Source organism: Ralstonia sp. RRA (assembly GCF_037023145.1).
Classification (GTDB): domain Bacteria; phylum Pseudomonadota; class Gammaproteobacteria; order Burkholderiales; family Burkholderiaceae; genus Ralstonia.
On the sequence record NZ_CP146093.1, the window covers coordinates 190,193 to 215,245 of the forward strand.

General features: G+C 60.7%; 23 protein-coding genes. 15 read left to right on the forward strand and 8 right to left on the reverse strand.

Annotated features, from left to right (window positions below; genetic code table 11):
• Window positions 1-7: 7 nt before the first annotated feature.
• The 10 genes from V6657_RS27880 (at window position 8) to V6657_RS27925 (ending at window position 9,365) form a co-directional block, all read left to right on the forward strand.
• Window positions 8-1,078, forward strand: a complete 1,071-nt coding sequence (locus V6657_RS27880; RefSeq protein WP_012435620.1) for a type IV secretion system protein — start codon at window positions 8-10, stop codon at window positions 1,076-1,078.
• A 4-nt stretch (window positions 1,079-1,082) separates the two neighbouring features.
• Window positions 1,083-2,345, forward strand: coding sequence for a TraI domain-containing protein (locus tag V6657_RS27885; protein ID WP_012435619.1), 1,263 nt, complete (start codon window positions 1,083-1,085; stop codon window positions 2,343-2,345).
• A complete protein-coding gene (traD, locus tag V6657_RS27890; RefSeq protein WP_012435618.1) occupies window positions 2,342-4,198 on the forward strand; it encodes a conjugative transfer system coupling protein TraD in 1,857 nt (618 codons plus the stop codon). The genes V6657_RS27885 and traD overlap by 4 nt, the downstream gene beginning before the upstream one ends.
• Before the next feature lie 7 nt (window positions 4,199-4,205).
• The gene (locus tag V6657_RS27895; protein ID WP_012435617.1) at window positions 4,206-4,712 is read left to right on the forward strand and encodes a hypothetical protein; all 507 of its coding nucleotides are present in this window, start codon (window positions 4,206-4,208) and stop codon (window positions 4,710-4,712) included.
• Entirely contained in the window at window positions 4,684-4,932 is a 249-nt protein-coding gene (locus V6657_RS27900; RefSeq protein WP_012435616.1) for a hypothetical protein, read from the forward strand. Before V6657_RS27895 ends, V6657_RS27900 begins: the two co-directional genes overlap by 29 nt.
• A 56-nt stretch (window positions 4,933-4,988) precedes the next feature.
• Window positions 4,989-5,549 (forward strand): DUF4400 domain-containing protein, encoded by a 561-nt coding sequence (locus V6657_RS27905; protein ID WP_225694716.1) that lies wholly within the window; start codon window positions 4,989-4,991, stop codon window positions 5,547-5,549.
• Between the two features lie 59 nt (window positions 5,550-5,608).
• Complete coding sequence (locus V6657_RS27910) at window positions 5,609-6,475, forward strand: hypothetical protein (RefSeq protein ID WP_012435614.1); 867 nt, start codon at window positions 5,609-5,611, stop codon at window positions 6,473-6,475.
• A gap of 148 nt (window positions 6,476-6,623) precedes the next feature.
• Entirely contained in the window at window positions 6,624-6,926 is a 303-nt protein-coding gene (locus tag V6657_RS27915) for a flagellar transcriptional regulator FlhD (protein ID WP_012755739.1), read from the forward strand.
• A 136-nt stretch (window positions 6,927-7,062) separates the two neighbouring features.
• Window positions 7,063-7,536 carry a hypothetical protein gene (locus V6657_RS27920; protein WP_012435612.1) on the forward strand — a complete coding sequence of 158 codons (474 nt, stop codon included), beginning with the start codon at window positions 7,063-7,065 and terminating at the stop codon, window positions 7,534-7,536.
• 107 nt (window positions 7,537-7,643) lie between these two features.
• Complete coding sequence (locus tag V6657_RS27925; RefSeq protein WP_012435611.1) at window positions 7,644-9,365, forward strand: ATP-dependent helicase; 1,722 nt, start codon at window positions 7,644-7,646, stop codon at window positions 9,363-9,365.
• A gap of 4 nt (window positions 9,366-9,369) precedes the next feature.
• Here V6657_RS27925 and V6657_RS27930 read toward each other — a convergent pair whose 3' ends face one another.
• The 4 genes from V6657_RS27930 to V6657_RS27945 all read right to left on the reverse strand — a co-directional run bounded on the left by V6657_RS27930 (window position 9,370) and on the right by V6657_RS27945 (window position 16,247).
• Window positions 9,370-10,677: a RepB family plasmid replication initiator protein gene (locus V6657_RS27930; protein WP_012435610.1), complete on the reverse strand. Its 1,308-nt coding sequence runs from the start codon at window positions 10,675-10,677 to the stop codon at window positions 9,370-9,372.
• Between the two features lie 969 nt (window positions 10,678-11,646).
• On the reverse strand, window positions 11,647-12,723 hold the full coding sequence (locus V6657_RS27935) for a ParB/RepB/Spo0J family partition protein (protein WP_012435609.1): 1,077 nt from the start codon (window positions 12,721-12,723) through the stop codon (window positions 11,647-11,649).
• A complete protein-coding gene (locus tag V6657_RS27940) occupies window positions 12,716-13,414 on the reverse strand; it encodes a ParA family protein (protein ID WP_012435608.1) in 699 nt (232 codons plus the stop codon). The genes V6657_RS27935 and V6657_RS27940 overlap by 8 nt, the downstream gene beginning before the upstream one ends.
• Window positions 13,415-14,132: 718 nt before the next feature.
• Window positions 14,133-16,247 (reverse strand): phage integrase family protein, encoded by a 2,115-nt coding sequence (locus V6657_RS27945; RefSeq protein WP_012435607.1) that lies wholly within the window; start codon window positions 16,245-16,247, stop codon window positions 14,133-14,135.
• Between the two features lie 196 nt (window positions 16,248-16,443).
• Between V6657_RS27945 and V6657_RS27950 the strand changes: the two genes are divergently transcribed.
• From V6657_RS27950 to V6657_RS27970, 5 genes are all read left to right on the forward strand, one after another.
• Window positions 16,444-17,052 carry a hypothetical protein gene (locus V6657_RS27950; RefSeq protein WP_225694715.1) on the forward strand — a complete coding sequence of 203 codons (609 nt, stop codon included), beginning with the start codon at window positions 16,444-16,446 and terminating at the stop codon, window positions 17,050-17,052.
• Window positions 17,049-17,234 carry a hypothetical protein gene (locus V6657_RS27955; RefSeq protein WP_004635264.1) on the forward strand — a complete coding sequence of 62 codons (186 nt, stop codon included), beginning with the start codon at window positions 17,049-17,051 and terminating at the stop codon, window positions 17,232-17,234. The genes V6657_RS27950 and V6657_RS27955 overlap by 4 nt, the downstream gene beginning before the upstream one ends.
• 54 nt (window positions 17,235-17,288) lie before the next feature.
• Window positions 17,289-18,143 (forward strand): DUF5677 domain-containing protein, encoded by an 855-nt coding sequence (locus V6657_RS27960; protein ID WP_004635267.1) that lies wholly within the window; start codon window positions 17,289-17,291, stop codon window positions 18,141-18,143.
• Between the two features lie 16 nt (window positions 18,144-18,159).
• Complete coding sequence (locus V6657_RS27965; RefSeq protein WP_004635269.1) at window positions 18,160-20,559, forward strand: restriction endonuclease; 2,400 nt, start codon at window positions 18,160-18,162, stop codon at window positions 20,557-20,559.
• 389 nt (window positions 20,560-20,948) lie between these two features.
• On the forward strand, window positions 20,949-21,674 hold the full coding sequence (locus V6657_RS27970; protein WP_004635270.1) for a hypothetical protein: 726 nt from the start codon (window positions 20,949-20,951) through the stop codon (window positions 21,672-21,674).
• 144 nt (window positions 21,675-21,818) lie between these two features.
• On the opposite strand, the gene V6657_RS27975 is transcribed toward V6657_RS27970, so the two are convergent.
• The 4 genes from V6657_RS27975 to V6657_RS27990 form a co-directional block, all read right to left on the reverse strand.
• A complete protein-coding gene (locus V6657_RS27975) occupies window positions 21,819-22,580 on the reverse strand; it encodes a hypothetical protein (protein ID WP_004635272.1) in 762 nt (253 codons plus the stop codon).
• Window positions 22,581-22,665: 85 nt separating this feature from the next.
• On the reverse strand, window positions 22,666-23,058 hold the full coding sequence (locus V6657_RS27980; protein WP_012435605.1) for an HU family DNA-binding protein: 393 nt from the start codon (window positions 23,056-23,058) through the stop codon (window positions 22,666-22,668).
• Between the two features lie 119 nt (window positions 23,059-23,177).
• A complete protein-coding gene (locus tag V6657_RS27985) occupies window positions 23,178-24,047 on the reverse strand; it encodes a hypothetical protein (protein WP_021197350.1) in 870 nt (289 codons plus the stop codon).
• Window positions 24,044-24,994 carry a TraB/GumN family protein gene (locus V6657_RS27990; RefSeq protein ID WP_012435603.1) on the reverse strand — a complete coding sequence of 317 codons (951 nt, stop codon included), beginning with the start codon at window positions 24,992-24,994 and terminating at the stop codon, window positions 24,044-24,046. The genes V6657_RS27985 and V6657_RS27990 overlap by 4 nt, the downstream gene beginning before the upstream one ends.
• Window positions 24,995-25,053 lie beyond the last annotated feature (59 nt).

Consider the following 25,053-nt stretch of genomic DNA (forward strand, 5'->3'; position numbering starts at 1 on the left):
GGCACAGATGAGCTTTCCTCGACTGATGGGCCTGATGCGCATAGCGTTGCTGGTCTGCCTCGCGGCGTTGTCGACAGGTGCAACGGCGCAGGCAGACGCGACCTTCCCTGTCACGACACCCTCGACGCCGTCTCCCACCGGCTCTGCGGGGTCAGGCGCGGATAACCAATCCGGTCCCAACCTCGCCGGGCCGAAAGGCGCGGTCGGGGAAGCCATCTCTAGCGCGCTCAAGAAGTTCACCGATTCGACGGCGCAGGTCATCAATGCCGCGGTCGGTATCAGTCACACGATTACCCCAGAAGCCGCCAAGTTCGCGGCGGCGCTGGGCATCATCACCATTGTCCTGGCGGCAATGCGCTTCGCTGGCGCTCACCACCCCGTCACCGCGTGGACGAACTTCCTGGAAGAGATGGCGACGCTCGGGATATTCGCCGCGATCTATGTGGGATACGAGCGGTTCGCGCCAGGCATCTACCAGTACTTCAACACCATGGCCACGTCCATCGCCGGCGGCGACCTTTCGCCCGGTGCGACGTTGGCCACGACGGCCGGCAATTTGTGGGACTCCTACGGCAATGCCCTGAATGCCGCGACCTGGTACCAGAAGATTGGGGTGGCCCTGGCCCTGATCCCCCTGCTGCTTGCCTTCGCCGTGACGGTGGCGACATCGGTGATCTACAACTTCTACATCTCGCTCGGTCAAATTCAGGTGGCCATCGGCATCGTCGTCGGCCAGCTCGCGGTCGCCCTGGGTTTTTCCGAATTCACGCGCAAATACTTCCTCGCCTGGTTTGACTACATGGTGTCCGGCTCTCTGTATGCAGTGGTCGCGGCAATCATGTCGAAGCTGGTGACCGCGTCGTTCGCATCTTCACTCGGTGACGTGAACTCGATCGGTACCGACACGATGGCGGGCGCCTGTTATGCGCTCGTGCTGAGCATCTTCCTGCTGTTCATTTCGTTCGAGATTCCGAGCATTGCAGGCAAGCTGTTTGGCAATGGTGCCGGCATCAGCGGCGGGGCCGTAAAGGGCGGCATCAAGGCGGCGTGGGGCCTTGGCAAGCGCATGGCGGGCTGACGATATGAACCACACGCCAATGCCCATCGCTGCATTGACCGCCACGCTCGGTTCGCGGCTGGACCTCGTTCGGCAGTACGCGAACGAGTCGTCGAGCGCGGATTTCGAGCGCAAGTGGTTGTCCGTGCTCGAAACCTGCGCCGACTGGTATTCGTCGATGCCGCTGCGCCCCGAACAGCATCCGGAACCCGGTGGCGCGTTTCGCGCCACGGTCGAGACCGTCTACTACGCCCTGCGGCTATCCGGGGGACAGAAGTTCGGCGCCGACCAGCCCTCGGAGCGTCGGCGCAAGCTCGAACCACAATACCTGTATGCCGTGTTCCTCGCGGCGTGCTGCACCTGGCTGGACGAACCGTTCCGCCATTTCCAGTTCTACCGACTGAGAGACCAGGCCGAGTGGAGCCCTGCCGCGCATGGCGCCTTCTCGGCTTGGCTGGAAGGTGGCGAATACCGTGTGCAACGCCGAGAGGCGCCATTGCCCATCGAGCGGATGCGTACCGCCCTGCTCGCACGTTCCATCCTCGGCAACACTCGGCTGGAGCTGCTCGAGAGCATGGTGCAAACCGACCTCTTCGGTGCGATCAATCCGGAGAGCCGCCCGGCCGGTACCGAGTCGCTGCTGCACAAGGTCCTGCGTCAAGCCGTGGCGGTGACCTGCGACACCGAGGACAAAGCACGGCGCGCGCGCTTTGCCCCCGATACCACGCCGATTCCTCCCGCGAAGACGTTGGAGGACGGATTTGCCGCTCACGCTCAACCGGCCCCGGCGGCCGAGAAACGTCCATCGCAGCCCAAAGCCAAGGCGGCAAAGAGCGAGCCGTCGGCAGCGGATAGCGTCTCGGCGCTGTTCGAGCAGGCCAAGGCCACGCCGACGTCAACCGCTTCAGCTTCGCCTGAGACGCCAGCGCCGACATCGGAGAAGCCCAACACCCAAAGCTCACTGTTCGACTTGGACTCGATGCAGGTGCCCAAAGAGCCAACGGTCAAACAGGAAGACCCGTTTGCCGAAATCCTGAGTTCTGCGAGCACGCTCATGCGCGAGTTCTTCCGCGCACTCGTGCAGGACGTCGAGTCGGGCAAGGTGGCCGTGCACTGGGCCGAAAAGGGGCTGGTGCTGCAAAAGCGGATTCTCGGCAGCTACGGCATCGCCAGCGAAACGCTGGTGGACAACCTGCGCAAGCTCAACCTCCTCGCCAGCTCGCAGGGCGCTGACATCGTGCTGGTCGAGCGCATTGGCTCGCTGATCCTCGCCCGTCCGCAGCAATGAACTACGTGAGCCACTTTCGCCCGATCTTCGAGGCCCGCGCGGCCGTCGGTTGGCTGATCGGTTTGATCTTGCTCCCCCTGTCCGGCATGCCCCACGCATGGGCGTTCGCGGTCATTTGTGCTCTGTTCCTCGTGGCGCGCGCCTACCAGGTGCGCAAGGCGCTGGCCTTTCGCATGTCGATTTCGACGCGTTGGCTCACCCTCATTCAGATCGACGTGCTGCTGCGCACGAGTGCCCGCATGCGAGCCGACCTTGACGCGATGTACTTCGGTAACGGCTTCGAATGGACGCAGCGCCATTGCCAGATCGCGCACGACATCTTGCGCATGCCGTCCACCGAAATTCCGGGTCTTCCGAAGTGGCTCCCGCCGAAAGTCGCCAAGCGAATCGAGACCGCGTTTGCGCCGCCCAACAGCGTCCCCGACACGGCCCCGCAGGGCAAGTCCTGGATCCACGGGATGGAACCCAACAAGATCGAAGTGCCCCTGCACTATAAGGCGCTCGGCGGTCACACGGCCGTGAGCGGCACCACGGGTGCCGGGAAAACCAAGACCTACGAGCTGATTGCGACACAGGTCATTCACAGCCCCAACAAAGACGTCCTCATTATTGTCGACCCGAAGAACGACAAGGACTTCAAGAAGCGCGTCGAGCGTGAATGCAAGCGTGCCGGTCGCAAGTTCCTGTACTGGAAGCAGGCTGCGCCGTCCGAATCGATTCGGATGAATCCGGTTGAGAATTGGTCGCAGCCGTCGGAAATCGCCAGCCGCGTCTCCCAACTGATGGAAGAAGGCCCTTTCCGCGACTTTGCCTTCCTCTTCATCGACCGCGCAGTCAAGGGTGAGCTGTACGTCGGCGACAAGCCGAACCTCCGCTCGATCCTGAATTACGCACAGTCCGGCATCAATGGTCTGCTCGATCGATGCCTGCGCCGATTCTTTCCGGAAGCGGGCATGCTCGACTGGGAAGACGAGGCCAGAGGCTTTCTGCAGCGCATCGCCCAGAAGGGCGGGGTGGATCCTCTGCAGGGGATGGTTCAGCTCTACGTCGACAACTTCGCAAAGAAGGGCCTCGGCCACGAGACGATCGACGGCCTGGTGGCCACCTTCGTGCACGATCGCGAGCACTACATGCGGATCATCGCCTCGGCGCTGCCGCTGCTGCAGATGCTGGCTACCGGCGAAACCGGTCTCATGCTCGCGCCGAAGGCCGACGATTTCACGGATGACCGTGAGATCTGGGATATCGAGCGCGTGATCAAGCAGAAGGCCGTCCTGTACGTTGGCCTGGATTCGATGTCCAACAGCATCGTCGCCAAGGCGATCGCTTCCATGCTGCTGGCCGACGTGGCTTCTGTCGCGGGCGCCATCTACAACTTCTACGAGACGCCACCCGACATCGTCTTGCTGGTCGATGAGGTGGCCGAAGCCATCAACGAGCAGGTGATCCAGATTCTCAACAAAGGCCGTGGCGCCGGCTTCCGGTCGTTCGTGGCGTTCCAAAGCCGCTCCGACCTGGAAGCCAAGCTTGGCAGTGCTGCAAAGATGCTGCAGGTGCTCGGCAACCTGAACAACCAGATCATCCTGCGCCTTGAGGATACCGACACCGCGCAATGGTTCTCCGACAAGGTGGGCGAGACAGCCATTCGCAACATCGTGGTGTCGAGCAGCGCAAGCACAGGTTCCGAGTCGCACGTCGGGGAATTCAGCGGCTCCGTATCTCGCTCGACGCAGTTGGAGAAGGCGCCGCTGATTCCGCCACGCCTCATCACCGAACTGCCGAACCTCCAGTACTTCATGCGCATCTCCGGTGGCTCGGTCTACCAAGGTCGCATTCCCATCATCCAAGGATAACTGCAGCATGCCCAGTCTGTTTCGACAAGTCGTGAACCAGTACAAGCTTTCGTCGAAGCTCGCGCCCGTCTTCATCGCCTTCCCGGAGCTGGATGACTCCTGCAAGCGCGTCGTCGATTTTCTCGGCGTCAATTTTCGCGTGCGCGAAGAACCCCTCGTGGCCGAGATGCTGATGGATGCGTTGTCGGCTTACCGCCAGGCGCGCAAGGAGGGCGACGCGAATATTGCTTTCGTGCGCGGCCTCTTCACCCGCTCGCACGAGATCTTTTCCATGCGCTACGCCGCGTTCAAGGGCGAGAAGTACCACGTCTGGGCACCACTGCAGGAACCCATCCCGGACTTCGAGGCACGCCAAAGCGCCGGCTACCAGTGCCGCATGGTCGATGAGCCCTGCCCTGACGACGTGACGCCGCGCAGCGCTGCCATGCAAATGGCTGCGCGGGTGCTCAGTGGGCACGTCTTCTGCCGCTATTTCGAGGAATACGATGTCGCTGAAGAATTCGCTCATCGCTAAGGTGTCCCGGCTCGATCTCGATACGGTCGGCCGTATCGAACTCGCCGCCCGAGGCTACCTGCAGGAACTGGCCGAGATTCCGCCCGAGTACGCCCGCGGCCGCGAAGCACTGTGCTTCGCGCTGCAGAGCGTCGCACTTCGCCGACCGGCGCTGTTCTGGTTTGGGTTGGCTTCCGTCATCGTGACGCCGGCGTTGCTGATCCTGCGCGTGGTGCTCTGATGGCTGACAGTCGCTTCGCCTCGCACCTTCGCCTGTGGACGCTTGTTGCCCCGATCATGCTCGCGGTCGGCTGTCCCTTCCTCGAAGGCGATACCACATTCGAGATTTCCGACGCCGAACTGGCGTCGGTTGAACTGAACCTGGGAGACACCGCGGCGACGCGGGCTGCGGATCGGACCAACACGCAGTTTCGGCACTGGTTCGTCGAGTCTGGCGCCATGAAGGCGTGGACGTCCACGCTGCCGAACAGCACCGATATCTCCGACGCTGGCGCGACGGACATGAGCAACGCTTGGCTGCGGCACTTCTGGATGTCCATCTACCGAGGCATCTTCCGCGCGAACGTCGCTCTCTCGTGGGCATTCGGTGCCTTCGTCTTCGGCATGGCCATGATGAACGACGGTGCCGTCTCGCGCCGAATCAAAGCAGCTGCTGCCGGGTTCGCAAGCCCCGTTGCTTTTCACGTGGCGGCACACGCCACGGTCATCACCCTGGGATTGGGCACGTCCGCCCTCCTGTTTCCATTTTCCTTGAACACGATGTGGTGGTCAGTCGGCGCGCTGGTGTTGGGCGTGCTCGGCTGGCGGATGGCTGCATCGTTTCACGTAGGCCGATAGCCGCGTTTCATTCCGTCCCACTGGCGCCCATTTTGGGAGCAAATTTTAAGGAGCACACCATGCAGAACACGATCGATAAGGTTGCAGGCGCCGACAACTCCGACGTTGCCGTGACGACGAACGGGGATACCCTTCCCAACGATGAAGTTGAATCCAGCGCCGCAGCGAATACGGCAGGCGCAACAACACCGTCCGACGTTGAACAAGAACTCAACGAGATGGAGAGCGCGGTCGATGCGCTGCAGCGCGACAGTCTGATCTCGGCGGCCGACGCGGACAGCCAGAAGGGCGAGGTTGCGCGCACCCGCAAAATGTTCCGCGAAATGTCGCCGGATGATCGCGCCAAGATCGTGTCCCGCCGGCGCGAACTGGGGCGCCAGATCCTGACCCGTCAGCTCGCGGGTGCGTCTGTTGTCGAGACTATGGTCAAACTCAACCACACGCGCCTCAAGCCCCTGTTCGAGCAGTGGTGGCCGTTCATGAACCGGATGACCATCAACCTGACCCGCTTCGGACACAGCACGTTCACCGCGTCGGAGCTGTCGACCATCACAAAGCACTTCGAGACACAAATGGCCAATCTGGAAGCCTACGTCGATGAGCAGCTGCGCGTCGCCGAGGGCTATCGCGCAGCACGCGAGAAGGACATGGAATCCAGCGGCGCAATGATCTGGAAGCCGTCGGTCACAAAGCCGTCGATGGAGATGGTGGTCGAAGCATACTCGCCCTTCTCGATGCGGGCTCTGGGCGTGCTGAACAAGTTCGACCGGGCCATGGATCACTTCGACTTCATGGTGTGGAACGCCATCCGCGATCAGTCGGACGTGAACGAGGAAGTGAATCGCTTCCTGCGCAAGTTCCAACCGCTGGCCATTCGTTGCTACACGACGCACCTGCGTCTGATGACCACCGTGCGCAACATCTGATCTGAGCGCGCTCGTGCCCTGCCGGACGACCTCCGCCGTATCTTCACCTGTTGGTGGCGGTACGGCGTACGCATCGGCACAGAGGGTTCCGCCGGCGGCGGGCCACATGCGCTCGGCATTTCCTGAATCGCCTGCAAACGACATCACCATGGAAGCGACATCGCTGCTGAGCGAGATTCGATCTCTCAATATCGCGTATCTGCGCCTTGCTCGCAGGCTGCTAGCCACCGATCAAGCCCTGGCGACAACTGCGCTGGGTATCTCTCAATCGATGGGCGAGGCATTGCTGACCCTCGACGAAGAGGCATGCGTGCGCATGGCACAGACCAATCTGTTTTTGTGCCGCATCCACTTTGATGATCGGGTGCTCGCTGCGCTGTTGGCTGGACCTCGCCTGGAGCTGTTGGAAAGCCCTGCCTCGGCGGGCAAGGCGGCCCCCGCGATTGCGTGACGCCCCGGGTTCGGCGCGCAGCGGTCTACTCCACCGACATTTTTTGAAGCCGATTGCCGGTTTTTGCGAGTCACTGCCATTTATGGAGTGGCGACGCACTCGATCGCTAACCGCTTACACATCCATTGGGAACACCATGAACTCACAGGCCACACTGACAAAGCTGTCCGTCGCATGGACGCTGGTCCGCCACATCGCATTCTGGGGTGGTTGGGCTTTCCGCTTGCTGGTTGTCGTGCCGAGCGTCGCGTTCTGCCTACTGCTTGCGATCCATAGTGACTTCTCATTCTCCGCGATCCCGCGCGAGCTGCTCCAGTCCGTCGCTGATAGAGCCAAGTATCCGGCGGCTCCGGCTGGCTATATCACGATGCAGACATGCAAGGACACCACGTCTGCCGTCAAAGGCTTGCCCCCGCCGCAGGCCCTGTGCAAGACGTTTGGCTTCGAACAGCAGTCGATCGACGCTTCGGCGCGCGAAGCGGGGATGAATCTGGCGCTGATGTACAGCATCTTCGCGCTTCTGGGCTGGGGTTGGTACTTGTTCTCTGGGTCCTTCAACGACAGCCTGCGCGCATTCCGCTCGTCGCTTCAGAAGGTCCGTCGAGCCTAAGTCCCGGGTGCCTGCGAGTTTCCAGAAGCTTCACCCGGCTCGCAGGCCACTTGCCGACCCCATCGGCCATCGCAGGCTCGGGGTTGGCCACCGTATTGGTTTCTCAGATGCCCACGTCAATCCTAGACGAACTGAACCCGTCACAGCGCGAAGTGGCAGACCTACGCCTGCACTGTGTCGCCGTTGCCTGCCCGGGCGCCGGAAAGACAAAGACAATTGCGACCAAGGCAGCCATTCTTCTCGCCGATCCCGCATGCAGGGTCGGTGCTGTGACCTTCAACAAGGAGGCGGCCACGGAACTGCAGGAGCGCATTCGCGCGCTGGCCGGGCCGGCATCGAAGGCTCGCCTGTTGGCAGGGACCTTTCACGGGCTGGCGTTCAAGCAGCTCACACCAAAGGGATGCAAGCAGCAGGACATCGCCAACGAGGGGGACCAGTTGGCGCTGGTTGCACAAGCCCTGAAGGAAGCCGACCTTGATTGGAAGGAAGAAGCCGCTTTGGCCGCCATCGAGGCAATCAAAATGGACTTCGGCAGGGTTCCGCCTGGCAGCGTTGAGGAGCGCCTGTATTCGGCATACCAACAAGCGCTGGCGCGGAACGGGAAGCTCGACTTCCAGGACATGCTCTGTATGGCCATCGAGGGCATGGAGCGCGGAACCATCTCGCCCTACCCTTTCACGCACCTGCTGGTCGATGAGTTCCAGGACACCGATCCGCTGCAATACCAGTGGGTCGCGCAGCACGCGCGCAGTGGCTCGATCGTGACCGTAGTCGGTGACGATGACCAAAGCATCTACGGCTTCAGGGCCGCGCTCGGATTCCGAGGCATGGAGTCGTTCATCAAGGAGTTCGACGCGCGTCCCGTGATTCTGGGGGAGAACTATCGCTGCAAGTCAGAAATCCTCGCCGCTGCCGACAACGTCATTCGGAACAACAAGGAGCGCATCCGCAAAGATCTGGTCGCCGCGCGTGGCCCCGGCGGCCACATCTCGTTTCGGCGCTTCGATGACGAATATGCCGAGGCCGTGAACGCAGTGGAGGCCCTCGCAGCGTCGATGCGCGCCAGCAAATCGGCAGCGATCCTGGCAAGAACGAACCGTATCCTCGACCCAGTTGAGGCCGTCTGCCGCTCCCATGGCGTGAAGTATTTCCGAGCGTCCGGCAAATCAATCCTGAGCCGGGCCGAGGCCGCGCTAATGTGCAACCTGCTCGAACTCATCCAGAAAACGAAGACCAACGGCCTCGATGCCGTGCTGGCGTTCGCTGGCGTCGGAGCGCAAGACCTCAAGACGTTGCACAGCCGGATCGGTCCCAGTCTTGAGCAGCGGCCGCGCAAGGAGCTGGTCGAGATGGGCCTGGCCGAGAGCACCGCGGACACGTACCGGGAGCTGATGAAGCGGCTTGCCGAATGGCGCGGTCTCTGCGATCGGAAGTTCTATCCGCTCGTGCTGGAAGGTGTCTACGAGTGGATGGCTCAACGTGCCAAAGCAGACACCGCCAAGCGTGCGGTCACCACGACCTACGACGTGCTGAGCCGCCTCAACGGTCCATTCTCGGATCGTATCGCCTTCCTGCGGCGCGAGAACAACGTACCGGCGGCCGACGCGCTGATTCTCACGACCATGCACAACTCAAAGGGCTTGGAGTGGGATCACGTATGCATCATCAGGGCTGAAGAAACCGTGGTGCCGAACGAGAAGAGCACAGAGTCCGAGGAGCGTCGCTTGTTCTACGTGGCCATGACCCGTGCGCGCGACCGTCTTGAGATGAGCACGGCGAAGAAGAATCCAACCTCTCGATTCGTTCTTGAAGCCGGTGTGTCGAAATAATCAGCTAGACTTTTCCCGACAGCACGAAGTTCAGAATTTCGCCGGCATTGGGTTCGCCCCAAGTTTCGTGTGCCACCCATTCGAAAAAATTCGATTCCGCTGCCTTGGAGGGCTTCTTGCCTGCGACGACCTTCAACTCCTTCACAGAACACTGATCGTTGTAACGCGAGAGCATCGCCGACTGATCGTCAGCGGATAGTTCCCCAAAGTAGCCCTGCGCATGCGGAATGCGAGCTGCGAGGTATTGCGCCCGCGCATCCTCTTCATTCTTTGGGCTTCGTGCCAACGGCTTCTGCTGCTGTTGACCAGCTCCGGCAGACTCAGCCTTGCCCGCGCCCTTGCCCCAATCCTCCGTAAGCGACTTGCGAAAGTACGCCGGGATGTTATCCAACGGCGGAACACCCTTCTTCGCTTGTCGAGCGCGCGTGTAGCTGATTGCCTCCAGGATGCGTTCGGCTCCGAACGTGCGAACGAGGCGCTTGGCCTCGGAATGCGGGACACCGAACTTGACCACTGTGTTGACTAGGTCTTGGTGAGGCTCCTCCTCCAGTGCGCTCACTTTGCGACTGATCTTGAATTGAATCTCACCGACGGTTCGGCCGACCTTGTGCTCGATCAACTCGATCTCATGGTCTGATACATCATTGATTTCGGCAATACTCGGCGTCAACACCGCTCGCTTGAAGATCTTGTATTCCTTGTATTTGGTCTCGCTCTCTTCGCGTCCGAGTATGAGATTGCGAAAGGTGGCCAGTGGGATACGTGCGGTCAGGCCTATCCGTTCGAACCGTACAGTGTTCTCCCACAACGCAAGCGAATAGGACCGCCGGAACAGCTTGGCGATCCGCATGTCGATCATTGCGTACCGTTGGGGATCCAGTAGCTCCTCACTGATCTGCGGAGCGAACGAATACGACAAGACGGAGCCCACAATCTTGGCGCCGGCAATGAGTGTTGAACCCGTCCATGTCGACGTGCCGTCGCTATTGAGCTGATCCCAATCCACGACAGTGCGCATCAACGATTTTGCGGTCTCTTTGATGTATGCGTTGTCCTTCGTGGTGAGGTCGAGCGCTGCCATCATCTGAGGGATAGAGACCTGAAACGTGTTGTTTGTTTCTCGGCCTGCCAGGCGTTGCTCGATGGCGTTCTTGATCAGTGCATTGAAGATGCGGCGCTGCTGGAGCGACAGCGCACTACCTACCGGTGAAACGTGGATCGCTTGAACCGCCTTCTTGAACGGCTCAGGAGCCTCCTGTTGTTGAAACAGGGCGATCTGGGAACCCTTCTTTGCTTCGGGTACGCGTGCCATGACCTAGTGGGTGGGTTCGCTATAGGTGAAAAACTAGGGGTAGATTTTTCACCTATAGCGCTCGTTTGGCAATCTTACGTTGCCAGGAAGGGACAGCGCTCGCTGCCTGAGTGTTCGACTCTTGATCTCGCTCTCCCCAAAAACGTTCACCTTTTACGCGGGCTTTCGGCCCCGCATTCCTCGAAAGGTGAACGGATTTGGGGGGCTTTCCGCAGTTGCCCGTCCATCTATTGTGCTCCATAGCGCTCATTTGCCCATTTCGTAAGCATTGGAAGGGGCGACAGACTCTTGAAGTCGTCTCGGGTGCGCTTTCGGAGCCAATTGCCCCAAATCCTTTCACCCTTCCCCTCCCCAAATCCTTTCACCTATGCCCGGGAGCCTGGGGCTGGATGGAAGTGGGTACTCACGGGGTTACCCCAAATTCGTTCACCTATGGAATCCCCAAATCCTTTCACCTATGTTTGCAGGCATGGATTTGTGCGGGAGTGCCTGCTCGCATGCGCCCCAAATCCTTTCACCTTTCATCTCCCCAAATCCGTTCACCAAGCGGGTCCAACCTACGGTCTCGTGTGTCGCACCTGGGCTGTACTCTAGGGTGGCTCTCCCCAAATCTGTTCACCCTCGCCATCCCCAAATCCTTTCACCTTTAGGGTTCGCTGGCGGCGCCCCAAATCCGTTCACCAAAGCCCCAAATCCACAACCCCTTGGCCCCAATGGCTTTCACCGTAGCCCCAAATCCACAACCGGCGTTCCCCAATGGTGTTCACCCAATCCACAAATCTATGCACCATATGACCGGCAAAGCCTTACTGGGCTTGGGTTTCCGGAGCCTAAATGTTGTTTAAAGGTTTAAAGTGTTTACGTAAACAAAGTAAACGCTGCGTCTCTTTCAGAGAGCGTCAAAAAAAGACAAAGACCCAGGTACACCTGGGCCTCGTCGTTGAAAAACCTGCATACAGCGTGCTGTTGCTAGCCCGCTGATGGCTCTACCAACTCTTGGTCAACCAGTGCCTTCAGCTTCTCAGCCAGCGCCTCTTGTTTATCAGCCGGAATTTCCTTCAGCTCCAAGCTAATTCGGCCGTCAGGAAATGTCTTAAGTTGGCCGCGCTGCACACCATCAGCTTTGAAATCGAAAAGCTGGTGGTAGCGAGTGCGACTTCGCTTCGCGGTAGCGCCCGGGCCTTGCAGGTTGCGCAAGATGAGCTCCAATTCGCGCACCGTTCTCTTGCCTTCGATAACTGCCGTCAGATGACGATCAGCGCCTTCCTCCCCGACACGGTCGAAGATCAACTTGAGGCAGTAGGCCGCCTGCAACCCCACACGATCAGCACTTTCTGCCATGCGCTCTAGAATGGCTCTCGGCAGTGCGTTCAGCGAAAGAACCTTGCTGACGTATGCCTTGTCTTTGGTGACCTTCTCAGCCAGCGAATTTTGATCCGCGACCACCTGTTGCTCGATCAATTGCTGCCACGCAATCGCGTCATCGAAGATTGACTGCCGCTCGTGGTCGTTGTTCGCTCGGTAAGCCGTGGTGTAGAGGTCGATGGGCAGTACGTCATGACGTTCTTCGGCATCGATGTGCGTCTCGCCCAGCGATCTCTTCGCACGCAGCCGACGCTCGCCGTCGATGATCACATACTTGCCAGGGAACTGAGGTAGGCGCGTGAACTTGATGGCCTCAATTTGGCCTTCCCTTTGAAGGGTTAGGGCCAACTCTTGGATTTTCGCCTCTGGATAGAAGACGCGAGGGTTGTACGGGTTCGAGACGCAATCGGCAATTGCGATGCTCTTGCGCCCACCAACTGCGGACGCAGTTGGGCCGGCAGCAGGTTCCACCGTGTTGGCGGTTGTCTCGGTAACGGGTTGAGATTCTTGCTCCTGAGGGGAAGCCGGAGGCGGTTCCTGCTCTCGCTCGCGAGTCTGAATGGCCTGCTGCTCGTTCTTGAACCCCTTAATCAGCCCGCTCGCGAGGGTGAGCTTTGGGATGGGCTGCCCCTTTGTTGTCGAGGCGCCTTGCACTTTAGTGTCCTTAGTATTCTTAGACATTTTCCACCTTTTGCGAACGCGATTGAGTGATGTGCTGCGTCAACTCAAGGACCAGCGACTCGATTTCAGCGCGTGCTTCCTTCAACCCCTTCATGTATCGCCCGCACTCATGTGCGGTAGTCCCAAGAGCAAACAGCTGCCGATAGATTTCACGTTGGGCAATTTGACTCTGGAGCAGATGCGTACCAACGTCTTGCTGGTTCAGCAGCGAAAGGATTTCTTCTCGCATGCGTGTACGGCCATTGATGTTGTTCAGCATCAGTGCGGAAGCTAATTCCGGATTGATGCGCCGTTTGATGTTCTTGATTTCGTTAATCATTGCCAGAGTGCTGAACAAGTCAGCCGGCGATGGCCCCATTGGGATCAGGCAGAAATCTGCGATGCCGAGCACCTCGGGCGTTCGCGGGTCCTCAAGGTTACCAGGGCAGTCCACAACGACAAGATCGTATTTGCCTTGCAATTTTTGGATTTCGTTTCCGATCTTAGAACCTGCGGGAGCGAGACTCGCCACCGAAATCTTGAGAGGCTCCTCACCGCTTGTTGCCCATCGCAATGAGGTGTTCTGAGGATCTGCGTCGACTAGAGCGACGTCCGTGCCTCCAGATTGGAAGGCAGATGCGAGATTGAGACTCAGCGTTGTCTTACCTACGCCACCTTTTTGGTTTGCGATTGCAATCGTAAATGCGCTCATAGGTTCTCCAAGGTTTTTGTGATTTTAGCGAGACTTGCTGTGAACTCAAGGAATTTCTTATCTCTCTTAGTGTTTTTCTCATCAGCCGTTGTAAATGAGTTGCCACGTGGAAACTATCCTCGTCATGCACTGTGGACTGAACTTTGCGACCAGTTTCCACGTGACAACCCGTCACATCTTTCCTGACGCTGGAGTGCAGTTGTCACGTGGAAACTCGTGCCAAGCATACGTTGCATGTGCGGTTCGGGCGAACGGGCTTCGTGGCTGACGGGAACACTTGGAGCTATTAGCCGAATCGGCGATCGCAATGACGCGAAGTCTGGGCGAAACTTTTACGGATCTACCGAACCCCATTGGTAGCTGCCACCTGGAAACGCGATGGGCCCCTTTGCTGGCGTCACTATCCAGCATCTATGTGATGCAATAGAAGGTTCAGAAGTACGGTCTCTGGCGGCAGTCGGCGACAACATGTCGCATGATTCTGCGTGCGCATGACACTCGTCTGATAAGTTGTCACGTGGAAACTGCAGCAATGCAGCTGGGGATGCTTGCGGGGCGAGTTTCCACGTGACAACTCATTGAGGGGTTCACGGGGGCTCGCTATATACTGAAAGTTAGCCCAATGAAGGACGGGCTTCGTTTGATCTTGGCGCCAGCTTAAGGACAGTGCCGGCTAAGCCTGCAAAGACGGGGAAGTTGCGGCCCCCGCATTCGAAAATCACGAACGCTTCCAAAACCCCCGCAGCTCCTTCATCCGAATGGCCTCTTCCGACGTCACGTAGACCGTCGTGGTGTCGAGCGACTTGTGCCCCAGGTTCTGCTGCATGATCTCGACCGGCGTGCCGGCGGCAATGGCATGTGATGCGTGTGAGTGTCGCAGCCAGTGCGTGCTGGCTTCGTTCAGCCGTGCTGCTCCCTGCGGATCGGTTGCCTCCAACTCGGTTGCGCAGGCCTGGAAGAAGCGCTTGATCTGCCGGTAGAGCACACCCGGCGTCAGCGGAGCGGCAGGGCTCGCCGTGTCCCGCTTTGCCCACGGCGCACGCTCAGCCTGATCGGTCGCGTGGCCGAGCAGGGCCACCGGCTCACGAATCTGGGCGGGGTCGCTGGGGAAGCCGCGGGAGTCCAGGTACGCGCCCAGCGCGTGCACGACCTCATCGGGCACTGGCACCTCACGTACACGCGACCCCTTGCCGACCACGGTCAGCCACCAGCCGTCCATGCGTTCGCCGGAGCGGGGGAGGGCGAGACTGCGCCATGCCAGGTCGGCCGTTGTCGCTCCCACGATCTCCGCGAGACGCAAGCCCGTGGCGTAGAGCAAGGGCAAGGCGACCTGCAGCCGCAGGTTCGATGACGTGCGCTCCAGCAGGAACAGGCGCTCCACCACAAACGCCCATTGGTCCTCGGTCAGACTGCGCCCAACGTCCAGCTGTGGTTTGCCACCATTCGTCGCCCGCACGCCGCCCCACGGATTGCCGCTCAGATAGTTCTTGTCGTTGAGGTACCGGTACAGGTTCTGCAGCACGGTCAGGGCATAGGCCTGCGACTCGGGCGACAGCTTGCCCTCGAACGGTTTCCAGCTCGGCGTCCACCGTTCCCGAGAGCGTGGCGCACACCAGTCGTCGGGCACGTCGGCCAGGAAATCGCGGTAGGCGACGCAGTCCTCAGTCGTCATCGACGAGAGCGGCTTGCGCCGAATCCAGATGGCCCACAGCAGAAAGCGTTCTGCCTCCTTGCGATAACTGCGCTGGGTGTTGGACAGGTAGTGCAGCCAATCCAGCGGGCCGGGCTCGGTGATGACATCGCGCCGGCCGGTGCGCCGCCGGGCGATCTCGGCAGGCGGCAGCCCCGGTTTCGAGCGCAGCCAGGTGAGTACCGCCTCGTAGTCGTTCTGGGCGTCCAGCAGGCACTCGACCGGGGGCCGCCGGAAACGGCCGTTACTGCCGTCGAGCGCGGCCGGCACAACGATCTTTTCCAGGGGCAGGAGGCCAGTGCCGGATGCCACCACGCGGTCACGCTCGTGCGCGGTGAGTTGCCGGCGCGGGATCCGGGCGTGTTCGCCCAGTTTGCGCGCCAGCGTGTCGGCGTTCGCGCGCAGGAAGCGCTCGATGGCGTGGGCTTTCTTCTCGCCGACCCCGCGCAGCGCGCGGAACCAGCCGCCGCCCAGGCTGTTGATACGGTCGATCAGGGTGCCGATGGTGGCTACGCCGGCGGCCTCCAGCCGATCCGCGACGCCCGCGGCCAGCCACGCGTGGCAGTGGTCGTCGACCCGCACCGGCTCCGCCAGCACCTGTTCCAGGTCGGCCAGCAGGCGCAGCTGCCGCTCCATCAGCTTGGTCCGGCGCTCGGCCCGCTGCACCGCGTCTCCGAAGCGCTCCCGATAGGCTTCGAGCTGCTCCTCGATGCTGAAGTCATCCAGCCCGTTCTCCAGCGCGAACTCCTCCAGCGCTGGCAACGCGGGTCCGCGCTGCGCAAGGCCGGAGAGGTCGATGCGGATCAGGCGCACCTTGCCGTAGTGGCCGGCGCGGCGCACGGCCGCCGCCAGTTCAGCGCGCAGCCAGGCGGTCATGCGCCGTACCTTCGGGTGCGCGACGAAGGTCTCCTGCGTCAGCTCGGCCTGCGCCTCCAGTTCGCCATCGATGGCCAGGTAGCGCGCCCACATCGGCCGGGCATCCAGCCCCTGGACGACCGCGCGCAGGAACGCGAAATGGCCACGGTGGAGGTGGCGTCGAACGACAACGCGGCGGCGGGTGGGTCGAGTGCGCTTTATTTCACTTTGCAGCGTCTCGAGGCTGGGGGGTGGTTCAGGGTTGTGGTCGGGGTCGAGCGGGTCCATGGGCGGCGAAGCGTTGTCGGGCTTGGGTTTCCGGGCCTGTTGGAAAACGCGAAAAAGTGACGTTCTCGAAAGCGTACATTAATTTCACAGTACATGATAAGAATACTTATCAACCACAGTAAAAAGCGCACTTCACTCGATGGAGTGCGCTTTTAGGCATGTTAGAATCAGCCCAATAGCCTCCATCCAGACCGAAATGTCGTCGCCGACCTCAAAAATGGCGGCCCAGCGCCAAGACTGGGACACTGCCGAAAGCCGCTGCGCTGAGCGTCGCGAGCTGGCAGGCGCGGCGGCCAGCGCGGCCGTCGCGGTAGAAGAGGGGGTAACGGTGCGCTTCCGGCCGATCGGACGGACGGACGTCGATGCTGCAGATCGCTGGACCTTCGGAGGCTATGCCCCAGGCTGGCTATGGTCCCGCGAGTTGACACGGGCTCGCCGTCGGCCGCGCCGCGTGGAGGCCGCCGTTTATGCGGAGTTGCCGGATCACACGCATGTCTTGTGTGGCTTGATCCTGGGGCGGATCAGTAATCGACACGTGGTCGCGTCGATCCACCTGCTCAGCCGTGCGCCGGCACCTAACCCGCTGCAGGGCCGCTTTGCCAAGATCGCAGTGCGCTACCTGGAATTCTGTGCGGCGGCGTTTGACTGCACGACGGCCTCATTGCAGCGGCCCATTCCCGAGTTGGTAGATTTCTACAAAAGCCTGGGCTACTCACGGGTCGTGGAGAAAAAGGGTAAGATTGAGAGACTTGAGCGCGATCTGGGGGCAGTCCTGTCCGCAATGCGCAAGGGAGATCAACCATGAAGCCGACAGCACGCAAAATTCGACGCCAAGCGCTCCTGGCCGAAAAGCCGGAACAGGTCGCCGCGCGCCTCGCCGTGTTCGCCAAATTGACGCGCGAACAGGCGGTCGCGCGCCGGTCGGTAGTGGAGCCCAAAGTAGCAGGATCGGTGTTGGCAGGCCGGCGCGTAAGGGTTGCAGGCTGAGGCCACACTCGCACGTTACAGGAGCCGCCTTCGGGCGGCTTTTTCATATCTGCAATGACTGCATCAGTGCTGAACCATGATCTTTCGGGGGACTTTGAGCGCCTGCTCACGTTGGTGATGCAGCTCGTTGAGTCCCAGGCCGGGCAGCAGATCCCGGTGGACCAGCTTTGGATGAACGATGCGCAAGTGCTGGGCAAAAAATTCTGTTACCACGTAGCCTCGCTGCGCCTGATAGCCCAACCGGTCCAAATCGATATTGCCGGGTATGGCGCAGATCTTCACATCGACCACAGTTCCGTGATGATTCTTGCGCGCGCGGCTCTGGAGACCTACCTCACGTTCGCCTACATCTACGGCAGCAAAGATGTGGAGGTCCGACAATTCCGCCATATGATCTGGCGTCGTGCCGGCCTACTGGACCGACAGGCGTATCCGGCACGTGCGCCAGAGCACCAACAGAAGTTGGCCGACGAGAAGACAAGGATCGATCAACTCCAGATCGAGATCGAAGCCCACGGCGTCTGGCAGCAGTATTCCGAACCGATGCGTAAAAAGGTTCTGAAGGGCGAATGGCGCGCCGGCCAGTCTTGGATCGACACTGGCATCGCCGCCGGTTTCCACCCCGTCTATATCCGCCAAATCTACAGCTTCCTCTGCGGCTACGCGCACTCGAGCTGGCTCAGCATTCTGCAGATTCGCGATGCACAAGCGCTTTGCGACCAGGAGGCGATGGCCGCTAGGTTCGTAAGCGTGGCCCTCGTTTTCATGAGCTTCTTTGCAACGAGCTACGTTGCCTTGTTTCCGCAGGCTGAGGCGGTCCTGGCCAGCAACACCGAAGCGGCCAACCTTGCCCAGCGGTGGCATCTGACCGCTGATCGCCAGTCTGCCCTGTATGGCACAACGAACTGAGCTTGCCGATTCGCCTATGCCCGCCGACCAAAACCCACCTGCTAAGCAATTCCCCCGGAACGAACGAGTGCCGGTGGCGCGCGCGGTTGCCACGACGATAGAACATGCCACGGCCGCCCAAGTCAAAGCGCTGGCGGAGCCGTTCAAGGGAACCTCGGTGGGTCAACGGTTCTTCGGACCTGGCTGGATCGGTGAAGATGGCGTTGCTTGCATAGTGTTCATCGCCCAGGACCGTGACACCATCCAACGGCTACGTCGACAGCGGACGTGCGTCGCAATTGGTTGGCGTTGGAACAACACCCCCTCCATGGTGTTTTCCTTTACGTTGATGACAGAGGGAAAGAATCCCCATCCCCACACACGGTGGATGCGGCCGAGCGCTGATCCAGTGGTTGCGGCGATTCGCCAGCGCGGTCGCTTTCGCATGATCGCCGTTTCGCCGGAGGGGTACCAAACTGTTTGGTTTGAGGCGCAGTTGCATTCGGGTTTTGGGGAAACCGCTCCCTCACTCCAAGGCATGGAGCAGCAATGGCAACATCCGGTGCCTGGACTGCAGGGGTCACGCGAGGGTCAGCGATTCGATCCATTCGAGCGCGAACGAAAGGCTGACACAACCGATGCCGCTCCTGCGATCCCGCTTTGGGCGGAACCCGCGTCAGACGTCTGGTCGGAGCTGAACTATGACGGGCCCTGGGCAGGCGACCTAAATGCAACAGACAAGGCTCGCGTCGCATGGGGCAGGCAGGTGTATCGGAATCGCCGCCTCGCCGCTGGCTTCGTGCGCGGAATTGCAGAGCGACAGGCATATGACCGCGTACCACCGGTCGTCACGGAAGAGGGCAACTGGCTCGGTGAGGGCATTATTGCCGAGCAGGGCAGGGTGCTAGTGGCGCGTGCGCCATTGATCGGACGTTGGCTGGCAGCATTGGCGGGTCCAGCCCCCGATGCGGAAGCTGCGTATCGGGCGTGTGTTGAGGTGCTGCATGACACGTACGCGCTGTTCTGTTTGCTCGACAAGCTGATTCCGCTGCTCAACGATGCGGGCGACCAAATGTTGTCCGAAGCCGCACGTTGGACGTTCGAGGCTGCTCTGTTGGATGACAAGATCACGCAGGGCGGCACCCACCGGCCCTGGTTCGCCAACACTGGGCAACACGGTTTGGAATTGCGTAGTGCGCCGTTCAACCTCGAAGCGTCGCTGTCCGACATCGAGGAGATGTGGCGCAGCGGTCTGGACATGCTGGACCTCATTGACGCGGGCCAGCGCCTCGGGCCAAACGATTTTCCGGTCCCGTTGTCGGATGTCTGTGAAGCCATGCGCGGCGTCGCGCTCGATGGCACCGAAGACGAAGCTGAAGCGACGATTCAGGCGATGCTGCGCGAAGCACAGGAAGCTCGGCAATGGACTATCCCGTGGGGCGCACGAGTAGAAGTGGCGTTCGGCCCATTCGTGGCGGTGCGGATCTTTGAGAACCAAGGCGAGTTCGCGTGCCAATTTCTCGACGCAGCGCAGCGCTACCACCATGTCGCGATTGGCATTGCCAGCGATCCGCCGCGCGCAACAGGTGGCCGCTTGATCCGCCCGCGCGATGATGATGGCGAAGTGACGTGGAACACGGACGCCGAGTTGAGCTTGCAGTTGATCGCAGCTGCGATCATCCGGGACTTTCTTGTGGTGGAGGAGCGAGAGTCGCTGTTTGGTACGCGAACGACAACGCGCCGCAGCCGTGGCCGTGACTTGACGACGGTGGTGTACCTGCCGCGCGTACGCTATAGCCGGCCCAATCTACGGCAGGCGACACAACACGCGCACGAATCTGGTCGTGCCCCACACGCTGTCACTCAACACCTGCGCCGGGCGGCAACAACATCGGCGACTCAGCGTTTTCTCGCACAGCGGTATGGAATGCACCTTCCAGAAGGGTTCACATTCGTGCGCCCACACACTCGCGGGGCAATGGCGGAGGCTGAGCGGGTGCGTGTCTACCGCAGCCGCTCGGCATCGCGCATGATCTACGAAGAGGTATCAACCGCGCCAGAAGGTGCGCGGCCGGCATGGTTTGAGTTCGAGCGGGATTGTATGCAACTGCTCAGGGAACGAGGGCTGCGCGTGATTCACCAGGCCGCCAGTCGGGATGGCGATGGTGGCGTCGATCTATACGCGGTTGACGAGAGCGGCCAATCTTGGATCGTACAATGCAAATGCTGGGCGGCGCATCGCAGTGTCGGCCCGGAAATCGTGCGTGAACTGCATGGGGCCATTGCCTTTGCTGATCGCGGCAGCAGCGGCACCAGCAAAGGGATCGTCATTACCACAAGCCGCTTTACTTCGGGGGCCGCCGAGGTCGGGCGCGAGTTTGGCTTCGAACTAATCGACGGCCAGCAATTTGCTCAGTGGCGCCAAAATCGGCATTGAAGTTGGTTCACTGTATGAGCGAGCACCTTGCCTTGCGAACGTGCGCGCTATCATCGAACGGGCCAAAACCCTCGAAGCACTCCCATGAGATCCCACACACGATGGCTCGCCTGCAACAGTTGTGGCGTCCTGCGTGACCACGTTCCCGAAAATGCCGGCGTAACATCGTTCGACGCGGCACACCGGGTGCAGCTTTGGATCTGCACGATTTGCGGCGCTGCCCACCCGGTCGCACCGGAGCATAGTGATCAGGCCGACCGCGAGCGATTGGAGCGCCTAGGACAGTTGCGACTAATTGAATGAAGAAAGCTTGTCGGCACCCGTTTGACACCGCATTCGGTCAATCGCGTTGCTGAACTATCAACACACACAACGATGAAGGAACGCGGATGAAGTTCTACCATTTCACGTCCGTCTCGTACGCCGAAACGATCCTCTCGATGGGGATTTCGCGTGGCCACGTGAAGCATGGTGACGGAAGCATTCGCAACTCAGTGGTCTGGCTGACGACGGATCCCGATGCTGATGGTCACGGCCTGACGACAGGCGACAAAACGTTGACCGCGAGAGACATGGAGTATCTGACCCGCGTCGATGGGGTCGCACCCAAGAATGGCATCGTCATGAACAAAACCCGAGTGCGCCTGACGGTGGAGATGTCGGCCGACACAGCCACTCTGATGCCCTTTGTCGAGTACTACGCGCGTCGTGGCGAAAAGCCCGATGAAGCCAAGCTTATGGGCCTTTCCGCATACGTCGAAAATCCTTGGCGTCTGCCTCTCACGAGACGGCGGCATTTATTGAAATCGACCACAACCAAAGAAGGCACGTGGTGGCTCTCGTTTGCGCCGATCACCGCCTCCGAGATTACGCGGGTCGAATACAACAGCCCGGCTGGGTTCGTAGACTACGACTTTGAAGCGCATGGCCGGCAGCACTTCCATGACGCAGGCTTTGTGGTGCCCAGCGCCGCCACGCTACAGTCGCTGCACCCCCTGGTGCCCTGCGACTATCCCTTCGAGAAGGCGAAGGCGTTCGCTTTCTGCTTGGACACGAAGCGCGTTCGACGTGGCGACTGGTGCGCCGGCGTTCGGAATGAGCCACCCGAACGCTGAGGCCTTGGCCAAGCGGGTACGCGACCACTCGGACGAGTTGCTCGACTGCTGGGCCCGCGCTGTTGACGTGTACTACAGCTACTACCCGAAAACAGGGATGCCTCGCCCCCCAGTTCGGTTGAACCCGTAACTACGGGTGCGGGCCTAGCGATCCTGCGCTGTCGAGGGGGCCGCCGCCGCTTCGCTGGCGCGGCCTGTCTTTGATGTAGTCGTCGACTCTTTCGCTGCGGTGGATGTTGAGTGGAAAGCGGCACCAAACTTGTCGCTGAAGTCGTGCCAGCCGGTCACGACCGTCACGAGGGCACTAAACGCGACGAAGGCAGCAACAGGCCACCAGGCAAGGAACGCGCCGACGGCCCTTGCTACCAGGCTTGGCCGAGTCGTCATCGCCTTCTCCGCCGATTGGTAACGGTCTCGGCGCCGCAGCATTCCGATGCGCCAACGATCCCACCGCGAACCACCGTCGAGCACACTGGATACGCGCCAGTATCGGAACGCGTCGGCCACGGCTGCGTCGATGACGCTTTGTGTGACATCGTTCGGGCCCACGAACACTCGCCAAACGATGAGCTTTTCGGGCTGCCGCATGAATTCAGACTCGTACGGATAGAGCAGCACGGCGACATTGCCGGTTTTGGCTTGAGAGAACACAAGTGCGGCTCCGTGCTCCGCCGCTGTCGAGCCCTGTTTTCTCAGCGAAGCGCCCACCGGATGCTGGCCTGGGAATAGGGTGACAGTTCGGTGCTCGCGTTCGACGCGCACGTATAGCCGTTCGAGGTAGCCTGCTTGCTCGGCTGCAGTGATGACCTTCTCAAATTTCTCTTGCAGAGCCGGCTTCAGTACGACGTTCCAATTGATGAACTTGTAGCGGCGCACGTCCGCGCTACGCTGGGGAAAGAGAGACAAGACATCCTCATGGGTTGCGTTGGGCACACGCGCCAATGAAAACGGGAGGCTTGGCCTCCCGTTGGCACGAATGGCAGCGGAGGACTTACTGAGCGGCGTCCTTCACCTTCTTCAGCGGGCGCACCTTGACACGCACGCTGGCCGGCTTGGCCTCGAACCATTGCTCTTGGCCCGTGAAAGGGTTTTTGCCGAAGCGACGCTTGGTGGCCGGTACCTTCACGGATACCACCTTGAAGAGACCAGGCAGCGTGAACTCGCCGGCGCCTTTCTTGTGCAGCGCACTCAGGATGGTGTTCTCCAGATGCAGGAGCACGGACTTCACGGCCTTGGCCTCAAGTTCTGTCTGCTCGGCCAAGTGACTCACCAGGCTGGCTTTGGTGAAGGTGTCCTTCAGCGGCTTGATGGTCGGGGCCGCGGCGGCGGCGGTCTTCTTTGCCGGTGCGGCTTTCTTTGCTGCGGTCTTGGATTTCGTCGCCATGGAGTGCGTAGATTTCAAGGTGGTTGACCATCGCGAGATGGCGAATTGTGCGCGCTACTGCGTGCGAGGGAAGAATAGCAAGGCCAGTCGTGCTGGACAACGGGACTCACCGTCTTCATTTAGTCAAGAGGGGCCTCGTAGCGGGGCGCGCGGATCTGCGCGTCGATCCAAGCATCCTTTACCACCGTATCGAGAACGGTCGGGGGAATATCGAACCACTCCGACACGAAATGTACGGCGTCGGCCTCTAGGCCCGCCCATGCTCGTGCTTTTGCCACCCAGCGCGGTCCGACCTGAATTGGAGTGCAGCGTCCGGGCGTGACGTGGAAATAGCTGACGCGGTGCGCGGTGGTTGATTCGATGAACCACATACGGCGGATGCCGGCGTCGTCTCTGGCGCAGCCGAGACGCAATCGGGCGCCTTGCTGCTCGAGCGCGCGCAACGCACTGACCAACGAGGCATCGGTCGGCCGGTACCAGACCGAGACCTTGCGCAGCACGGCGTGTTCACCTTGCGTGGCGCCCAACCAGTTCACGGCCGCGACCAGGCGGTGGACGCCGTTGGTGCACGTCACAGCCCCGCCGTAGGCGGCCAGCTTCAGTTCGTACGCTGCCTCAGGGGCGGGAAATGATTGGTGGCCGATTTCCGATTCGCAGTAGTCAATGACGCGCTCGTCCCAGCCAAAACCGTGCAGGTCCTGCAGCATGCCGCGCCACGTCAAGGCCTTGCTGAAATTCCGATGCGTTAAGCCAACCACGGCGGCGATGGGCACGTCGACGTAGACCCGCTGGGTTGATCCTTCAGTCGTGAGGAGATCAAGGACCGGGCCCAGCTCAGTGCGCTTCCAGACCGACTGGTCCAATACCGTGCAACTGGAGTCAGATGCTGCCGCGCGGATGCGCGCAAGGCCCGGTGCCTTTCGCATCTGCGCGGCTTGGTCTTGGCCATAGACGACATCTTGAGCGCGATGCATTGCATCATCCATCATGGTGCTTGCATCTCCATTGCTGTGTCATTCGGCAGCAGAATGTCGTTGACTTGGTAGCCGTCCGCTCGCAAGAGTGCGATGAGTCCGTCGGACCCTGGCAGGTGAGCAGCACCAACCGCGACCACCGCGCCGCCGGCGTCGAGGGCTTGGCGCAAGCGCGGCATCCAGGACAAATTGCGGTCGTGGACCATCAGGCGGTGATAGATCGCCGCATCCTCTGGAGATTCGTTACCCAGACTCGCGAGAGCGGCGATCCTCTCATAGTCGCCGCGATTGAATGCGATAACAGCTTGACGGAAATCCTCTCGCTGGCGGGCGATGTTCAAGCCGCCCATCAGCAGGCGCCAATAGATCCGATCCGGGACCGCGCGTCGCCGGTTTTCCAAGTCGGTCTGATCTTCGAGAGGCACTATCGCTACGTTGTAGCGCAGTGCCGCTATCGCGAATATCGCGTCTCTGGACAGGTTGCTCAATTCTGTGCAGGGAATCCAAGCGTACGCGGCGGCCATACGCGGACTCTTGTGCTGCAGCATTTCGATGGCCAGGTCGGGACGTTGAGGTGCTGCGCATTTCGCGCGCAGCTGAAGAAATTCAACCTGTGTATCGGTCAATGACCGGGCCCATGGTGCACGAGAGGCCCGACCAGCAAACACCTCGGGGTCCAGTAGATCGGCGCCCTGGAGTTCGACAGGCTGTGGACCTTGGGCCCTCGAACTTTCAATGACAAAACTTGTGGCGCCCTGGAGCACCGACATCGCCGGCTGGCGCATGCCCTGATAGGGGACGTGGAGAGTGGCGACCAGCACGCTTTTGGCCCCGTTCGGCGCGGTGATTGCGAGTGCGGGTACGCCATCCTGTGCAATAGCCGGTGTGGAGGCGAGGGTGGCGGCACAAACGAATGCCGCCAGTGTGCGAAATTGGTCAACCAGGCCAAACGACCGCAGCATGCGATGACTCCGGATGTGAAGAGGGCTAGGGGAAGGACTGTATGGCGGGCAGGGCGCAA

Coding starts and splice junctions, on each gene's coding strand:
- V6657_RS27880 (WP_012435620.1), top strand. CDS start 8: ATGAGCTTTCCTCGACTGATGGGCCTGATGCGCATAGCGTTGCTGGTC.
- V6657_RS27885 (WP_012435619.1), top strand. CDS start 1,083: ATGAACCACACGCCAATGCCCATCGCTGCATTGACCGCCACGCTCGGT.
- traD (WP_012435618.1), top strand. CDS start 2,342: ATGAACTACGTGAGCCACTTTCGCCCGATCTTCGAGGCCCGCGCGGCC.
- V6657_RS27895 (WP_012435617.1), top strand. CDS start 4,206: ATGCCCAGTCTGTTTCGACAAGTCGTGAACCAGTACAAGCTTTCGTCG.
- V6657_RS27900 (WP_012435616.1), top strand. CDS start 4,684: ATGTCGCTGAAGAATTCGCTCATCGCTAAGGTGTCCCGGCTCGATCTC.
- V6657_RS27905 (WP_225694716.1), top strand. CDS start 4,989: ATGCTCGCGGTCGGCTGTCCCTTCCTCGAAGGCGATACCACATTCGAG.
- V6657_RS27910 (WP_012435614.1), top strand. CDS start 5,609: ATGCAGAACACGATCGATAAGGTTGCAGGCGCCGACAACTCCGACGTT.
- V6657_RS27915 (WP_012755739.1), top strand. CDS start 6,624: ATGGAAGCGACATCGCTGCTGAGCGAGATTCGATCTCTCAATATCGCG.
- V6657_RS27920 (WP_012435612.1), top strand. CDS start 7,063: ATGAACTCACAGGCCACACTGACAAAGCTGTCCGTCGCATGGACGCTG.
- V6657_RS27925 (WP_012435611.1), top strand. CDS start 7,644: ATGCCCACGTCAATCCTAGACGAACTGAACCCGTCACAGCGCGAAGTG.
- V6657_RS27930 (WP_012435610.1), bottom strand. CDS start 10,677: ATGGCACGCGTACCCGAAGCAAAGAAGGGTTCCCAGATCGCCCTGTTT.
- V6657_RS27935 (WP_012435609.1), bottom strand. CDS start 12,723: ATGTCTAAGAATACTAAGGACACTAAAGTGCAAGGCGCCTCGACAACA.
- V6657_RS27940 (WP_012435608.1), bottom strand. CDS start 13,414: ATGAGCGCATTTACGATTGCAATCGCAAACCAAAAAGGTGGCGTAGGT.
- V6657_RS27945 (WP_012435607.1), bottom strand. CDS start 16,247: ATGGACCCGCTCGACCCCGACCACAACCCTGAACCACCCCCCAGCCTC.
- V6657_RS27950 (WP_225694715.1), top strand. CDS start 16,444: ATGTCGTCGCCGACCTCAAAAATGGCGGCCCAGCGCCAAGACTGGGAC.
- V6657_RS27955 (WP_004635264.1), top strand. CDS start 17,049: ATGAAGCCGACAGCACGCAAAATTCGACGCCAAGCGCTCCTGGCCGAA.
- V6657_RS27960 (WP_004635267.1), top strand. CDS start 17,289: ATGACTGCATCAGTGCTGAACCATGATCTTTCGGGGGACTTTGAGCGC.
- V6657_RS27965 (WP_004635269.1), top strand. CDS start 18,160: ATGCCCGCCGACCAAAACCCACCTGCTAAGCAATTCCCCCGGAACGAA.
- V6657_RS27970 (WP_004635270.1), top strand. CDS start 20,949: ATGAAGTTCTACCATTTCACGTCCGTCTCGTACGCCGAAACGATCCTC.
- V6657_RS27980 (WP_012435605.1), bottom strand. CDS start 23,058: ATGGCGACGAAATCCAAGACCGCAGCAAAGAAAGCCGCACCGGCAAAG.
- V6657_RS27985 (WP_021197350.1), bottom strand. CDS start 24,047: ATGATGGATGATGCAATGCATCGCGCTCAAGATGTCGTCTATGGCCAA.
- V6657_RS27990 (WP_012435603.1), bottom strand. CDS start 24,994: ATGCTGCGGTCGTTTGGCCTGGTTGACCAATTTCGCACACTGGCGGCA.